This is a genomic window from Rhodococcus sp. IEGM1428, assembly GCF_050321865.1.
Taxonomy (GTDB): Bacteria; Actinomycetota; Actinomycetes; order Mycobacteriales; family Mycobacteriaceae; genus Rhodococcoides.
This window is the reverse complement of sequence record NZ_JBNQFW010000012.1, coordinates 17658-32683: the sequence shown is the minus strand read 5'-3', so window position 1 is coordinate 32683 and position 15026 is coordinate 17658. Positions and strand designations below refer to the sequence as shown.

At 64.2% G+C, this 15026-nt stretch carries 13 protein-coding genes; 3 read left to right on the top strand and 10 right to left on the bottom strand.

The window, feature by feature from the left end; translation table 11 throughout:
- Window positions 1-2: 2 nt before the first annotated feature.
- The 3 genes from ACQR3T_RS28220 to ACQR3T_RS28210 all read right to left on the bottom strand — a co-directional run bounded on the left by ACQR3T_RS28220 (window position 3) and on the right by ACQR3T_RS28210 (window position 3858).
- Window positions 3-1538: a cytochrome ubiquinol oxidase subunit I gene (locus ACQR3T_RS28220; RefSeq protein ID WP_428695755.1), complete on the bottom strand. Its 1536-nt coding sequence runs from the start codon at window positions 1536-1538 to the stop codon at window positions 3-5.
- Between the two features lie 131 nt (window positions 1539-1669).
- Window positions 1670-2536 (bottom strand): aminodeoxychorismate lyase, encoded by an 867-nt coding sequence (locus ACQR3T_RS28215; protein WP_428695754.1) that lies wholly within the window; start codon window positions 2534-2536, stop codon window positions 1670-1672.
- A 23-nt stretch (window positions 2537-2559) separates the two neighbouring features.
- Window positions 2560-3858 (bottom strand): dicarboxylate/amino acid:cation symporter, encoded by a 1299-nt coding sequence (locus ACQR3T_RS28210; RefSeq protein ID WP_428695753.1) that lies wholly within the window; start codon window positions 3856-3858, stop codon window positions 2560-2562.
- A 94-nt stretch (window positions 3859-3952) separates the two neighbouring features.
- Here ACQR3T_RS28210 and ACQR3T_RS28205 point away from each other — a divergent pair, with 94 nt between their 5' ends.
- The 3 genes from ACQR3T_RS28205 (at window position 3953) to ACQR3T_RS28195 (ending at window position 6151) form a co-directional block, all read left to right on the top strand.
- Window positions 3953-5074: a YgfZ/GcvT domain-containing protein gene (locus tag ACQR3T_RS28205; RefSeq protein ID WP_032376542.1), complete on the top strand. Its 1122-nt coding sequence runs from the start codon at window positions 3953-3955 to the stop codon at window positions 5072-5074.
- Window positions 5071-5709, top strand: a complete 639-nt coding sequence (locus ACQR3T_RS28200; protein WP_428695752.1) for an MOSC domain-containing protein — start codon at window positions 5071-5073, stop codon at window positions 5707-5709. Before ACQR3T_RS28205 ends, ACQR3T_RS28200 begins: the two co-directional genes overlap by 4 nt.
- Before the next feature lie 247 nt (window positions 5710-5956).
- Window positions 5957-6151 carry a DUF3073 domain-containing protein gene (locus ACQR3T_RS28195; protein ID WP_008719426.1) on the top strand — a complete coding sequence of 65 codons (195 nt, stop codon included), beginning with the start codon at window positions 5957-5959 and terminating at the stop codon, window positions 6149-6151.
- A gap of 73 nt (window positions 6152-6224) precedes the next feature.
- Here ACQR3T_RS28195 and purM read toward each other — a convergent pair whose 3' ends face one another.
- The 7 genes from purM to ACQR3T_RS28160 all read right to left on the bottom strand — a co-directional run bounded on the left by purM (window position 6225) and on the right by ACQR3T_RS28160 (window position 15025).
- Entirely contained in the window at window positions 6225-7325 is a 1101-nt protein-coding gene (gene purM / locus ACQR3T_RS28190) for a phosphoribosylformylglycinamidine cyclo-ligase (protein ID WP_032376541.1), read from the bottom strand.
- A gap of 93 nt (window positions 7326-7418) precedes the next feature.
- The gene (locus ACQR3T_RS28185) at window positions 7419-9089 is read right to left on the bottom strand and encodes an ABC transporter ATP-binding protein (RefSeq protein ID WP_428695751.1); all 1671 of its coding nucleotides are present in this window, start codon (window positions 9087-9089) and stop codon (window positions 7419-7421) included.
- Window positions 9086-10054, bottom strand: coding sequence for an ABC transporter permease (locus ACQR3T_RS28180; protein ID WP_032376376.1), 969 nt, complete (start codon window positions 10052-10054; stop codon window positions 9086-9088). Before ACQR3T_RS28180 ends, ACQR3T_RS28185 begins: the two co-directional genes overlap by 4 nt.
- Window positions 10054-11040: an ABC transporter permease gene (locus ACQR3T_RS28175; protein ID WP_165712949.1), complete on the bottom strand. Its 987-nt coding sequence runs from the start codon at window positions 11038-11040 to the stop codon at window positions 10054-10056. Before ACQR3T_RS28175 ends, ACQR3T_RS28180 begins: the two co-directional genes overlap by 1 nt.
- A 109-nt stretch (window positions 11041-11149) precedes the next feature.
- Window positions 11150-12796 (bottom strand): ABC transporter substrate-binding protein, encoded by a 1647-nt coding sequence (locus ACQR3T_RS28170; RefSeq protein ID WP_428695765.1) that lies wholly within the window; start codon window positions 12794-12796, stop codon window positions 11150-11152.
- A gap of 141 nt (window positions 12797-12937) precedes the next feature.
- Entirely contained in the window at window positions 12938-14500 is a 1563-nt protein-coding gene (gene purF, locus ACQR3T_RS28165; RefSeq protein ID WP_032376538.1) for an amidophosphoribosyltransferase, read from the bottom strand.
- A gap of 138 nt (window positions 14501-14638) precedes the next feature.
- Window positions 14639-15025 (bottom strand): sterol carrier family protein, encoded by a 387-nt coding sequence (locus ACQR3T_RS28160; protein WP_032376375.1) that lies wholly within the window; start codon window positions 15023-15025, stop codon window positions 14639-14641.
- Window position 15026 lies beyond the last annotated feature (1 nt).

The window sequence follows — 15026 nt, the reverse complement described above, 5'->3', positions numbered from 1 at the left end:
CCCTAGTACGCGAACGAGAGCTGTTTGGGCTCTTCGTCTTCCGAATCCGGTGGGTCGACGTGCGGGTGCGCGTCGTGGTCGAGAGGTCCTTCGACGACGTAGCGCCGAAGCAGGTAGAACCAGACGCCCCCGAGAGCGGCGTAGAGCAGTGTGAACGTCACCAGCGATGCGACGACGAGGCCGACGGGATGGTCGGAGACACCTTGATCGACGGTGAGCCGGATCTGGTCGACTCCCGAGAGGTTCGGCGCGACAACCCATGGCTGACGGCCCATTTCGGTGAAGATCCAGCCGGCACTGTTGGCCAGGAACGGAGTCGGAATGGCCAGCAGCGACAACCACGAGAACCACTTCTGGTCGGGTATCCGACCACCTCTGGTGACCCACAATCCCGCGACGGCGAGCAGGGCCGAGCCTGCGGCCAGTCCGATCATCATCCGGAATGCCCAGTACGTGACGAACAGGTTGGGCTTGTAGTTGCCCGGGCCGAACTGCTGCTCGTACTTGTCCTGTAGTTGGTTGACGCCTTGCACGGTGGCACCGAAGTCGTTCTCCGCCAGGAACGAGGTGAGGCCGGGAATCGAGATGAGGTGCACCACGGATTCGCAGTTGTTGTGGGTACCCACGGTCAGCAGCGAGAAGCTGGCTCCGGTTTCCGTGTCGCACAAGGATTCTGCAGATGCCATCTTCATCGGCTGCTGCTCGAACATCAGCTTGCCCTGAATGTCTCCGGTGATGGCGAGCGCGCCGCCTGCGACGATCATGACGATGAAGGACATGCGCGCTGCCGATCGGAACATCGTGCGCGAGTCGGTTGCCGGGAGCGGAGCCTGCGGAGTGACCCCATTATCGGAGAGCGGAGCCGGCGGAGTGACCCCAGTGGCCGGGCTGTCCAGCTTCTTCTTGCGCGCCTCGCGCACCATCCACCAACCGGAGATGCCGGCGACGAAGGTTGCGGCGGTGAGAAATGCACCTGCGACGGCGTGTGGAAAGGCCGCCAGCGCAGTGTTGTTGGTGAGCAGCGCCCAGATATCGGTGAGCTCGGCGCGGCCGGTCTCCTCGTTGTAGATCGCGCCGACGGGATGCTGCATCCAGGAGTTGGCTGCGATGATGAAGTAGGCAGACGCGTTCACGCCGATGGCAACGAGCCAGATCGTCGCCAGGTGAACAAGTTTGGGGAGTCTGCTCCAACCGAAGATCCACAGCCCGAGGAACGTGGACTCGAGGAAGAATGCCACCAGCCCCTCGAGTGCGAGGGGCGCGCCGAACACGTCACCGACGAAGCGTGAGTATTCGCTCCAGTTCATCCCGAATTGGAATTCCTGGACGATTCCGGTCGCGACGCCGAGGGCGAAGTTGATGAGGAACAGCTTGCCGAAGAACTTGGTCAGCCGATACCAGGAGTCCTTGCCGGTGATCACCCACATGGTCTGCATGGCGGCCACCATCGGCGCGAGGCCGATCGTGAGAGGTACGAGAATGAAGTGGTAAACGGTGGTGATACCGAACTGCCACCGCGAGACATCCAACGCGTCCATCGATACTCCGAACTCTTCCACCCGAGCTGTGACGGGCAACACCGCAGGTCAGGGCATTGGCCCGCGACTGATTCGAATGTACTACTACGAGTAGTAGTAGGGAAGAGTCTTTCGGCAGGGTCGTTGGGCACCTAGTGCGTGGCGGCGACTTCCACGGCTCGATCGACCATCTCGGCCACCTGTTCGCCGCTCCCGGGACGACCGAGAACAACGCCGTTCATCGCCGTCACCCGCGCCGCGAGGGTGACACTCGAGACCAACCAAACGCTATCTGCCGCAACGAGATCCGCTGGATAGAGGTGCCCGTGCTCGCAGATCCAGCCGGCAGCTCGGGCAACCTGGAACAACCCGGCGACGGTGGTTCCGGCCAGGATGCCCTGCTCCACCGACGGTGTGACGAGTGTCTTACCGCGCGCGAGCACCACCGTGGACCGTGGACCTTCCAGTACCCGCCCCTCGCTGCTCAGGTAGATGACGTCGTCGACCCCCTGGGCGGACGCGTGCCGCAGCGCAGCCATGTTCGTGGCGTACGACAGTGTTTTCGCGCCGGCGAGCTGCCACGGCGCAGTCGACGAGAACTCGACCGAATAGCCTCGATCGAGCGTGATCACCGACACCCCGTTCGCACGCGCTGTCCGCACCCGCTCGGGAAGGGGCCCCACCGTCACGAACGCCGTCGGCGCTCCACCGCCCTCGCGTCCCCGACTGAGTACCAACCGAAGCACGGCCTCGTCCGCCGAGTCCGCGGTCCAGAGACCGACGGACTTGTCGATCACCGTTCGCCACTCGTCGAGATCGGGAGCAGGCAGTTCCAGTGCCGTCGCCGACGCCACCAGACGGGCCAGGTGCAACTCCACGGCGCAGGCAGCGCCGCCCCGCACGAGCAGTGTCTCGAAAACCCCATCGCCGCGTACGGCAGCCAGATCGTCGGCGAACAACAACGGCTGCCCGGCGTCGTGCACTCGGCCGTCCAACGTCACCACTACCGAATCGGACATGGCCGTCACTGTAGAGCAGAGGGTCAGTCGGCTCGATCTGCCTGTGCCATCACGTCGCGGTACTCGTCGAGGTCGATGTCCTCGGCGACGACCGTCTTGGTTCCGTTGTAGACGTCACGGTCGATCTCGTCGTCGGCATTGGCCACCAACATCGCGACGAACGTGTCGCCGTTGACGTTGAGGAAGGTGCGGAAGATTCCGGCGAACCAGTCCACGGCGATCAACAGGCCGACCGCTTCGAACGGCAGGTCCAACGACGTTGCCAGGAACATCGCGATCACCGGGAATCCACCCGGCACCGTGATCGTGCCCATGTTCAGCAGGATCGCCAGACCCATACCGAGGGCAATCTGACCGACACTCAGATCGACGTCGCCCGCCTGCGCAAGAAACATCACGACGATCATGTAGTTGAGGACCGCGCCGTACGAACCCATGGTGAGTCCGATCGACAGCGTGAAGTTCGCAACTTTCTGGCTGACGCCCACCTTCTCAACGGTGTTCTTCAGAACGGTCGGGAAGGTGACCGCAGAACTCGTGGTCGTGACAGCAATGGCCGTCTGCTCGGTGAGCTTGCTCGGCAAGCTTCTCGGATCCAACCGGGTTCGTACCGTTACCACGACCACGAACAGTGCGAAGAGAATCAGTACTCCGAGCAGGGTGGTCCCCAAGTAGCTCAACGCGGTCGAGACGACAGAGAATCCGACGTCTCCGGCGAGAGCGGCGAGGAGGCAGAAGACACCGACCGGAGCGATGGTCATGACGAGGCGAATCATCGTCAGGACGATCTGCTGAATCTGATCCATGAACGTCAGTACGCCGGTGTCGCCCGTCTTGGTGATGTGGCTGCGCAGCGCAATTCCGAAGAGCAACGAGAACACGATGATCGGCACCATCGTCGCGGTGGACATCGCGCTGAACACATTGGTCGAGACGAAGTTGAGCAGAGTGTCCTGCCAGCCGAGCGCCTCGCTCGCGCTCTCTTCCAGGCTCGGGTCGAGTTGCGCAGTGAATTCCATGCCTGCACCGGGCCGGATGAGAACGCTCAGTAGCCACGCCAGCACAGCTGCCACGAACGAGAAGCCGATCATCCACTTGAACGTTCGCACCGCGATCTTGCCGGTTCCTGTTCCGGACATGGATCCCGTCGCCACGATCACCGACGCCATGACCAGCGGCACGATCGACATCTGGATCAGACGGATGAACAGATCGCCGACGAACTTCAGGTTCGCGGCCCAGTCACCCACGATCAGACCGAACACGATTCCGCCGATCGCTGCCAAACCTATTTGTGCTGCCGGGTGTCTCAGAGCTTTCACGGCTCGAAACCTAGACAGGGGAAATCGCCCCCTGATATCTCACACGTTGCACGTAGGTAAAACGTCGGACTCCCCAGGCTCCTAGTATGGGGTGGTGTCCGATTCCGTGACGATCAGCCCAAGTCCTCTTCTCACTCTTCCCGGTGCCGTTCCATCCCCGGACGACAGCGTCGACGCCGGGGTGGCCTGGCACTACGGCAATCCGTTCGGTGAGCAACGCGACGCCGTCAGCGGGGCCGCCGTCATCGATCGATCCCACCGCTTCGTCCTCGCCATCAGCGGAGACGAACGCCTGAGCTGGTTGAACACGATCTCGAGCCAACTCGTCTCGAACCTGCCCGACGGCAGCTCGGCCGAGAACCTGAGCCTGGACATCAACGGCCGAATAGAGCACCACTTCGTCCAGACCGACCTGGACGGCGTCACCTACATCGATACCGAACGGGCTGCAGGCCCCGATCTGCTGTCATTTCTGAAGAAGATGGTGTTCTGGGCGAAAGCCGAACCCCGCGAGGCCGACGATGTGGCCGTTCTCACCGTCCTGGGATCCGACGCGGCGTCGGTCCTCGACAAGGCCGGTGTGCCTGCTCCGAGCGAGATCTACGGTGCGTCGGCGATCGACGGCGGCGGATTCGTTCGGCGGATGCCGTGGCCCGGTCAGAACTCGTACGACGTGGTGATCCCCCGCGCACACCTCACCGAGTGGTTCCTCCGCCTGCGCGATGCCGGTGCCGCCCCGGCCGGAACCTGGGCGTTCGACGCGTTGCGGGTGGAATCGTTGCGACCGCGCGTGGGCGTCGACACCGACGAGAAGACCATCCCGCACGAGGTGCGCTGGATCGGCAGTGCCGCCGAGTTCGGTGCCGTGCACCTGGAGAAGGGCTGCTACCGCGGCCAGGAGACCGTCTCGCGCGTCCACAACCTCGGTCGACCACCGCGGCACCTGGTGTTGCTGCATCTCGACGGCTCCGCCGACGGTCGGCCCAGCACGGGCGATGCGGTCACCGCAGGCGGACGGTCGGTGGGGCGTCTGGGTACCGTCATCGATCACTTCGAGCTCGGCCCGATCGCTCTCGCTCTTCTCAAGAGAACGATTCCGGTGGACACCGCCCTCGAAGCGGGTCCGTGTGCCGCGTCGATCGATCCTGATTCGATCCCGTCCTATGACGACGTCCAAGCTGGTCGCGCTGCCGTCGACCGCCTGCGCGGCCGGTGACCGGGACCGTTCTCGCGGTCTGCGTCGTGCACGCCGACGTTCCGTTCGGACGCCGAGCGGTGGTCGACAGCGGCATCGACAAGAGACCCGTCGACGGGCAGGTGGACGTTCACGAGCTGGGCATCGGCGGTGATCACTGTCGGGACACGAAGTTCCACGGCGGCCTCGATCAGGCTGTGTACGTCTACGACGAGGACGAGGCGCGCTACTGGGCCGACGAGCTGGGGACGCCAGTTCCTCCAGGACGATTCGGAGAGAACCTGCGCACCAGCGGGGTGCCGGTGACCGACGTGGTGATCGGTTCACGGTGGCGAGTCGGCACGGTGACGCTGGAAGCGACCATCGCTCGCAGGCCCTGCGGCACGTTCGCGCGGTGGATGGGCGAGTCGGGATGGGTTCGCCGGTTCACTGCACGCGGCGATGTGGGTGCGTACTTCCGAGTTCTCGAACCGGGTGTCTTCGCCGCCGGTGACGCGGTCACCGTGGAGTCGATCCCCGACCACGGGGTGACGGTACGAATGCTCTTCGAGGGGAAGGATGCAGCCGCACTGCAGACACTGCTCGATGAGCCGGGACTGGCACCGAAGGTGTATCGCGATGCAGCAGCTGCACTGAAATCCTCGCGCAAACCATGACGCGCAGCACGTAGTTCTCGTGTCGCATCACGAAGATAGTTTGCCTGTGCACGGATATGCGCAGGTACAGGCAGCGCGGGCCCTTGCCCCGGGCGTGTCGCGCCAGTGCGCCCGCCACCGACACGTGGTGCCGTATGCGCATCGAGGCGATTCGCGCGCTAGAGTGTGTGCCAGGAAGAAATACCAACTCTAACGGGGCCGCCAAATTTCCCCAGGCCGCCCCGCAAGTCCGCGAGGGGGCACCGCCATGGGCCGAGGCAGGGCTAAGGCAAAGCAGACAAAGGTCGCTCGTGAGCTCAAGTACAGCTCGCCGACAACGGACTTGGAGAGTCTGCAGAAAGAACTCTCCGGTGGTTCGTCCAACTCCCATCGTGGCATCCACTCTGACTCGGATGTGCATTCCCGAGTCGAGGAAGACGAGTACGAGGACTGGCGACGCTAGTACTGTGCACTGAACGACTGAGGGGGAGCCGCTTGGCGGCTCCCCCTCATTTGTTTGTGCGGTAACGCCCCGATCAGAACCTCGGGTGGTTACCCAGCAACAGCGCGCGCTCGTCGGCTACGTCCTTGCCGGTTGCTTTCTTCACCGTGCCCAGTGTCCAGCAATCGATGTGACGTGCGGTGAGCACTGCGAGGGCGCGGTCGACGTCCTCGGGAGCGACGATGGCGACCATGCCGACACCCATGTTGAACGTCTGCTCCATCTCGGCCCGCTCGACACGTCCGCGCTGAGCGATCAGCGAGAAGATCGGAGCCGGGCTCCACGTGGTGCGGTCCAGTTCGGCCACCAGGCCCTCGGGCATCACCCGTGAGAGGTTGTTGGCGAGTCCGCCGCCGGTGACGTGGCAGAACGTACGCACGTCGGTCTCGGCGGCGAGCGCGAGGCAGTCCTTGGCGTAGATCTTGGTGGGCTCGAGCAGCTCCTCACCGAGGGTGCGGCCGAACTCCTCGACGTGACCGCCGAGGTCCATGTGGTTGATCTCGAGCAGCACCTTGCGAGCCAACGAGTATCCGTTGGAGTGCAGGCCCGACGATCCCATGCCGATGACGACGTCGCCGGGGCGCACCCGCTCGGGGCCGAGGATCGAATCTGCTTCCACGACGCCGATGCCGGTAGCCGAGAGGTCGTAATCGCCGTCGGCCATCAGCCCCGGGTGTTCGGCCGTCTCGCCGCCGAGCAGTGCACAGCCGGCGATGATGCAGCCCTCTGCGATGCCCTTGACCAGCTCTGCGACCTGCTCGGGAACGACGCGGCCCACGGCGATGTAGTCCTGCAGGAACAGCGGCTCGGCTCCGCAGACGACAAGATCGTCGACGACCATGGCCACCAGGTCGAGGCCGAGTGTGTCGTGCTTGCCGAGGGCCTGCGCCACGGCCACCTTGGTGCCGACGCCGTCGGTCGAGGCCGCCAGGACCGGCTCACGGTAGTCGCCCTTGAGTGCGAAGAGACCGGCGAAACCGCCGAGACCGCCCATGACCTCGGGCCTGCTGGCCTTCTTGGCGAGCGGCGCGAACAGCTGCACTGCTCGGTCTCCTGCGGCGATGTCGACCCCGGCCGCCGCGTAGGAGGCACCGCCCGAGTGAGTTGCGCTCGTGGGTTGGGATTCCTCGGTCATTCGGCTCCAGCCTGTGTACTCGTTCATGTCAGCGCCCGTTCAAAGCGCAGATAGCGCCCTAACGGTACCGGAGTGCCCGGTCAGGAGAAGAACTCACGTGTGCAGGCGCTTGCCGGGAATCGCGGCCAACAGCTTCTTGGTGTAGTCCGCCTCCGGGGATCGCAGAATCTTCCACGGCGTTCCCTCTTCGACGATTCCCCCGTTGCGCAGCACCACCACACGATGCGCGACGCGGTCCACCACGGCGAGGTCGTGGCTGATGAACAGGCACGCGAAACCGAATTCCTGCTGTAGCGCCTCGAACAAGTCAAGTACTGCTGCCTGCACCGAGACGTCGAGTGCACTGGTCGGCTCGTCCGCCACCACCAGATCCGGACCCAGCACCAGTGCGCGCGCCAGGCTGACGCGCTGCCGCTGTCCACCGGACAGCTCGTGCGGGTACCGCTTGTCGGTGCCCGACGGCAGTTGCACGGCGTCGAGCAACTCGGTCGTCCTCGCCGCGATCGCGTCCTTGGAGCCGTACTTGTGCACGATCATCGGCTCGGCGATACATTGTCCGACGGTCAGTCGAGGATTCAGTGACGCCGACGGGTCCTGGAAGACGAAGCCGAAGCGTTTGCGCAGGGGCTTGAGCTTGCGTTCACTGACACCGGCAATGTTCTGTCCCATCACCGTCACGGTGCCGCTGGTCGGCTTCTGTAGTGCCGCAACACATCTGCCGATGGTCGATTTACCCGAGCCGGATTCACCCACCAGGCCGAGGGTCTCGCCTCGGTGAATGGTGAGTGAGACGTCGTCGACCGCCCGGAACGCCGGGGAGCCGACGCCACCGGAGAACTGCACCACCAGCCGCGACACCTCGAGTACCGGTTCACCCGAGGTGTCGACGGTCTTGTCCGACTCCACCGCAGCGAGAGTCGGCACCGCGGCCAGCAGCTTCTTGGTGTAATCGTCCGCGGGGGCGTCGAACAACTGCGCCACCGGCGCTTCCTCGACGACGCGACCGTTCTGCATGACGACGACGCGGTCCGCCAGATCGGACACGACGCCCATGCTGTGGGTGATGAGCACGATGGCGCAGCCGAACCGATCCTTGAGATCACGTAGCAGTTCGAGGATTTCGGCCTGCACCGTGACGTCGAGGGCGGTGGTCGGCTCGTCGGCGATGATGACCTTCGCCTCACACGAGATGGCGATCGCGATCATCACACGTTGCTTCTGCCCACCGGAGAGCTCGTGCGGGTAGTACGAGAAGCGCTGCTCGGGGTTGGGCAAGCCCACCATCGTCAACAATTCGATGGCCCGTGTCTTGGCGTCCTTCGCCGACATCCGCTTAGCGTCCGCACTTCGGGTCGTTCCGCCGGCTCCACTCCTGGCGCGGGTGTGCGCACGCAGTGCCTCGACGATCTGATATCCGATGGTGAACAGCGGATCCAGAGCACTGCCCGGTTCCTGGAACACCATCGAAATCTTGTTGCCGCGCAACTGCGCCCACGCCTTGTTGCTCAGCCTCGTCACGTCCTGACCACCGAGCACCACGTGTCCCTCGACGCGTGCGGTGTCCGGCAACAGTCCGATGGCGGAACGGACGCTGACGGACTTGCCCGAGCCGGACTCCCCCACCACGGCCAGTACCTCACCGGGATACACCTCGAAGGAGACCTCGGTGACGGCATCGACTTCGCCGGCATCGGTGAGGAACGTGACGGACAACGACTTCACCGACAGTGCGGACTCGCGTGGAGTCGCAACGCTCGATGTCATACCTTCACCGCCTTCTTGAATTTCTTGCGGGTGCGTAGCAGCGGATTGAGTGTCTCGCTTGCACTTTCGCCCACCATGGTCAGACCGAGAACCACCAGCACGATGCCGAGGCCCGGGAACACCGACGTCCACCAGATGCCGTTGGAGATGTCCGGCAGGGCCTTGTTGATGTCGTATCCCCACTCCGAGGCGGAGGTGGGTTCGATGCCGAACCCGAGGAACCCGAGCCCGGCCAGGGTCAGAATGGCCTCGGCCCCGTTGAGAGTGATGATGACCGGCAGCGTCTGCACCACGTTGGCGAGGATGTGGCGGAACAGGATTCGCGGTGTGCCTGCGCCGGTGACCCGTGCGGCATCGACGTACGGTTCGGTCTTGACCGCCACCGTGGCGTTGCGGACCACACGGAAGTACTGCGGGACGAAGATGGCCGTGATGGCAATGGCCGCGGATGCGATACCGCCGAAGCTCGACGATTGGCCACCTGCGACGACGATCGAGATGACCACCGCGAGAAGCAGGGACGGGAACGCGTACATCGCATCCATGAACAGCACGAGCACGCGGTCGAACCAGCGACCGATGTATCCCGAGGCGAGCCCGAGAGGAACGCCGATGATCAGCGAGAGGATCAACGACGAGGCAATCACCATCAATGCTGTTCTGGCACCGTAGATCACCCGCGAGAACACATCCTCTCCGCGGACCGAGGTACCGAACCAGTGCTCGGCGGACGGAGCCGCTTGGCGAGCAAAATCCTGCCCGGCATCGCTGGTCTGCGAGAAGCCGTACGGCGCGAGAAGCGGCGCGAACACCGCCGCGATGACGAACCCCACCATCAGGGCCAAGCCGACGATCAACGTGACGCGTTGCAATCCCGAGGTGGACTTGACGAACGCGACGCCGGGAAATCCTCGGCGGTGTGGACGGGTGGGAGGTACGTCGGACAGCACGACTTCGGTGCTCATCAGAACCTCACTCTCGGGTCGATGAGTGCAACGATCGCGTCGGTGACGAAGCTGACGACGGCGACCACCACGGCCAGGAACGTCACGATGCCCTGCACCGCAACAAAATCGCGGGCCTGCAGGTACCGGGCGAGTTCGTATCCCAGGCCCTGCCACTCGAAGGTGGTTTCGGTGAGCACAGCGCCGCCGAGCAGCACCGCGATCTGCAGGCCGATGACGGTGACGATGGGGATCATCGCGTTGCGAAACGCATGCCGTCTCGTCACCGTCCCCTCGCTCAACCCGCGAGCTCGAGCGGCATCGACGAACGGTGCCTGCAGCGTCTGAATCAGGTTGACGCGCACCAGCCGCAGAAATACGCCGGCCGTCAACAAGCCGAGAGCGAGAGCAGGCAGCACAGCGTGCTCGAGCACGTCGATGGTGTAACTCGATTCGCCGTACAGGAACGAATCGACGATCAGAATGTTGGTCTTGGGCGAGACGTTCTGCAGTGCCAGTTCCACATTGGTGCTGGCTCGTCCGGCCACCGGGAGCCAACCGAGCTTGACTGCGAACAGCAGCTTGAGCAGCATTCCGACGAAGAACACCGGTGCCGCGTACGCGAGGATGGCGAAGATCCGCAACGAGGCGTCCCCGAACCGGTCGCGATGGGTAGCGGCGAAGAACCCGAGCGGGATACCGACGGCGAAGGCCACCAGCAGAGCCCAGAAGGCCAGTTCCAGAGTGGCTGCACCGTTGACGAGCAGGACGTCGCTGATCGCGCGGTTGTCGGTCGCGGAACGGCCGAAATCGCCACGCAGCAAGCCGGTCAGGTACTCCCAGTACTGCGTCAGAATGGGCCGGTCGTAGCCGGCCTCGGCCTTGCGCTGAGCGATCTGTTCGGCAGGAAGGCGGCCACCGAGGGCCGCCGTGATCGGATCACCGATCACTCGCATCAGAAAGAAGACGACGGTGACGAGAATCCAGGCAGTCGGAATGATCAGCAGAAATCTGACCCCGAGATAACGGGCGAGCGCGCCGTACCGTGACGGCGCGCTCGCCTGCTGTGCTTGCTTCTCGCCCTCTACCGTCGTGCTGTCGGTAGTGGGCACGCCGTCAGCTCTTGGCGAGCGTGACGAACCGGAACTTGAACGAGGCGTCGAGCGTCTCGTCCACGCCGCTGATCTCGTTGGTCGCGACGGCAATCTGCTTGCCCTCCAACAACGGAAGCGTCGGCAGGTAGTTCGTCGCGAGCTCGGTCTGAATCTGGCCGATGATCTGCATCCGAGCATTCTCGTCGGCCGTCGTGCGCTCGAGATCGAGCAGTGACGTGATGGCCGGGCTCTCGAAGTGCGACTGCAGGAAGTTGTCCGGCGCGAAGAACGGCGTCAGATAGTTGTCTGCGTCGGGGTAGTCCGGGAACCAACCCAGCTGGTACACCGGGTACGCGTCGGCGACGCGTTCCTTGGTGTACGTGCTCCACTCGGTGGACTGCAGGTTCACGTTGAACAGGCCCGTCGCGTCGAGCTGACTCTTGATCGCGGCGTATTCCTCGCTCGAGGACGAACCGTAGTGGTCCGGGTTGTACTGCAGGTTGAGCTGCACCGGGGTGGCAACGCCTGCGGCCGAAAGGAATCCGGCTGCCTCGTCGCGGTTGGGCGTGGTGCCGTAGACGTCGCCGTACGCGGTGTTCGAGCCGGCCAAGCCGGTGGGGACGACGGAGTACAGCGGAGTGTATGTGCCCTTGTAGACGCCGTCGGACAGCGCCTGACGATCGACCGAGGCCGCAATTGCCTTGCGCACGGCCAGCTTCTGATCGGGGGTGTCGCCGGGCATCGTGTTCATGTTGAAGACCATGTAACGCGATTCGCCGCCGGGTCCCTCGTGCACGGTGAGACCGTCCACCCCGCCGAGAGATTCGACGTCCGTCGGCGTCAACGAGCGCCACGCGACGTCGATGGCCTTGTTCTGCACGTCGAGCTTGAGGTTGTCGGAGCTGGTGTAGTACTTCGTGTTGATCGACGACGTCTTCGGCGTGCCGAGGATGCCCTTGTAGTCACCGTTCGCGGTGAAGCTGACGAGGGAGTTCTTGGCGTAGCTCGAGATCGAGTACGGACCGGCGAACGGGGTACCGGCCACGATGGCGTCGTCGTCGAGGATCTTGTCCGCCGGGAACACCGTCTGGTCGACGATCGGACCTGCCGGGGTCGCCAGGATCTGTGGGAACGTCTGATCGTTCGCTGCTTTCAGCGTGAACTCGACGGTCTTCTCGTCCGGAGTCGCGATGCTGTCGAGGTTGGTCAGCAGCGACGCAGGCCCGTTGGGATCGTTGATCGCGACGATCCGGTCGAACGAGTACTTCACGCTCTCGCTCGTCAGCGGGTTGCCGTTCGCGAACGTCAGGTCGTCCTTGAGCGTGCACTTGTAGACGGTCGGCTCGGCGAAATCGCAGCTTTCGGCGACATCGGGCTCGAGCTCGGAGCTGCCGGGCGCGAAGTTCATCAGGAAGGGGTACGTCTGGTTCATCACCATGAACGAGCCGTTGTCGTACGAGCCGGCCGGGTCGAGCGAGGTCACCTGGTCGGTGGTGCCGACGGTGATGGTGTCTCCGCCGCCGGCGCCGTCACCGGATCCGCCGGCGTCGGTGCGTCCCGAGCCGCACGCAGCGGCCGTCAATGCAAGTACCGACAGTGCTGCCACTGCAGCGGTCTTCTTACCGTGCTTGCGCACAGCTGTCCTGGATGCGGCGCTGTAGCGCAGCATGCGTCCGTCGTCGGGCGACAGGGTCATCTGATGCCTCTATCCAAATCGGTGTGTCCTATGTAACTCGGGACAGTACCGATGGACTGTTTCCAATATGTGGCATTGAGAAAACCCTGCTGTTCCCTGGAGGAAAAGACCAGGTCAAGGGCGACTGAGAGCGCTCACATTTGCGTCGTTGGCCACGGGCTGCCCGGCCGCGGACGCCAGTAGACCCTCGAGAACGTGCTTGCCGAGCGCATTGTCGGCCGGCAGGTCGATCGGGTATTTACCGGTGAAACATGCTGCGCACAACCGCGATTCGGGCTGCTCCGACGCCGCGATCATGCCGTCGATGGAGATGTACCCCAGCGAGTCGGCACCGATGGCCTGGCGGACGCCTTCGAGAATCCCGTCCTCGGAGTCGACGCCGTTGGCGATCAGCTCTGCGGGAGAAGCGAAGTCGATGCCGTAGAAGCAGGGCCACCGCACCGGTGGGGACGCGATGCGGACGTGAATCTCGAGCGCACCGGCTTCTCGCAGCATCCTGATCAGCGCACGCTGGGTATTGCCGCGGACGATCGAATCGTCCACCACCACCAGCCTTTTGCCCCGAATGACCTCTTTGAGTGGATTGAGTTTGAGCCGGATGCCGAGCTGACGAATGGTCTGCGACGGTTGAATGAACGTGCGGCCCACGTAGGCGTTCTTCATCAGGCCCTGGCCGTAGGGAATGCCGGAGCCCTGAGCGAAACCGACCGCAGCGGGAGTTCCGCTCTCGGGCACCGGAATCACCAGATCGCCCTCGGCCGGATGCTCCTTGGCGAGCCGTCGTCCGATCTCGACGCGGGTCGAGTGCACCGAACGGCCGCCGATCACGCTGTCGGGTCGCGCGAGGTAGACGTACTCGAACACGCAGCCCTTGGGCTCGGGGGCGGCAAAACGCGACGACCGGACGCCGTCGGCATCGATCGCGAGCAGCTCGCCGGGCTCGATGTCGCGAACGAACGCGGCACCGACGATGTCGAGCGCGGCCGTCTCACTGGCAACCACCCAGCCGCGATCGAGACGGCCGAGACACAGCGGGCGAACACCGTGCGGGTCACGGGCGGCGTAGAGCGTGTGCTCGTCCATGAACGTCAGGCAGAACGCGCCTTTCAACTGCGGCAGCAGTTCCATCGCGGCCTGCTCGATGGTGCAATCGGCGGCCTTGTGTGCCAGCAGCGCCGTCACCACGTCGGAATCCGAGGTGCCGTTGCCCTGCAACCGATCGTTGATCAGGCCCGCATCGCGAGCCTTGGAGGCGAGCTCGGCGAAATTCACGAGATTTCCGTTGTGGCCGAGCGCAATCCCGGTGCCCGCGGTGGTGGTGCGGAAGATCGGCTGAGCGTTCTCCCACGTCACCGACCCGCTGGTGGAATACCGGCAGTGGCCGATGGCGACATGCCCGGGCATAGCTCCCAGGGTCTGCTCGTCGAACACCTGGCTGACGAGGCCGAGATCCTTGAACACCAGCACCTGGGAACCGTCGGACACCGCGATGCCGGCAGCCTCCTGACCACGGTGCTGCAGCGCATAGAGGCCGTAATAGGAGAGCTTGGCCACATCCTCGCCCGGTGCCCATACTCCGAACACTCCGCACTCTTCGCGCGGCTCGTTCTCCGGTTCGTCGAGGGGTTTGCCTAGCAGAAGATTCGGACTGTCGACCGACAAATCGGCGTTGGTCACGGGCATTGCTCCCTTTGGGGGTACGGGGCGGGGGGCCGTGCCCAAGTCTACGGGCACACGGCCGGAGTCAACGCATCGTGTGGACGGGAGATTCCCAACAGGTGAACGAGTGTCCGATTCGCCTCGGATCAGGCAGGCTCACTTGATGGACAGCAGCGGTAACCAGCGGCCCACTTCGGCCGCCCGGCTACCGGACGCATCGATGGAACCGTCGGCGAGGGCCTCGGCGAAATCCCGGGTTCCGGTCACCACCTGCAGCCACGTCAGAGCATCGGTTTCGACGACGTTCGGCGGAGTTCCACGAGTATGACGAGGCCCGACGATGCACTGCACCGCGACGAACGGCGGTACGCGTACCTCCACCGAGGATCCGGGCGCATTCTGGCCGAGAGTTCTGGCGGTGGTGCGCACTGCCGCGGCAATCTGTGCGCGAGCCGGTTTGTCCGCCTCACCCTTGATCCAGTCCCCCACCGCCAGTACTGCGTCGCGCACCTCGGCGGGGCTGACTTCCTTGTGCGGTGGCACT

Bases quoted from the DNA above. Each gene is read 5' to 3' on its own strand.
- ACQR3T_RS28195 (WP_008719426.1), top strand. From the start codon at position 5,957: ATGGGCCGAGGCAGGGCTAAGGCAAAGCAGACAAAGGTCGCTCGTGAG.
- ACQR3T_RS28185 (WP_428695751.1), bottom strand. From the start codon at position 9,089: ATGACATCGAGCGTTGCGACTCCACGCGAGTCCGCACTGTCGGTGAAG.
- ACQR3T_RS28220 (WP_428695755.1), bottom strand. From the start codon at position 1,538: ATGGACGCGTTGGATGTCTCGCGGTGGCAGTTCGGTATCACCACCGTT.
- ACQR3T_RS28170 (WP_428695765.1), bottom strand. From the start codon at position 12,796: ATGCTGCGCTACAGCGCCGCATCCAGGACAGCTGTGCGCAAGCACGGT.
- purM (WP_032376541.1), bottom strand. From the start codon at position 7,325: ATGACCGAGGAATCCCAACCCACGAGCGCAACTCACTCGGGCGGTGCC.
- ACQR3T_RS28215 (WP_428695754.1), bottom strand. From the start codon at position 2,536: ATGTCCGATTCGGTAGTGGTGACGTTGGACGGCCGAGTGCACGACGCC.
- ACQR3T_RS28180 (WP_032376376.1), bottom strand. From the start codon at position 10,054: ATGAGCACCGAAGTCGTGCTGTCCGACGTACCTCCCACCCGTCCACAC.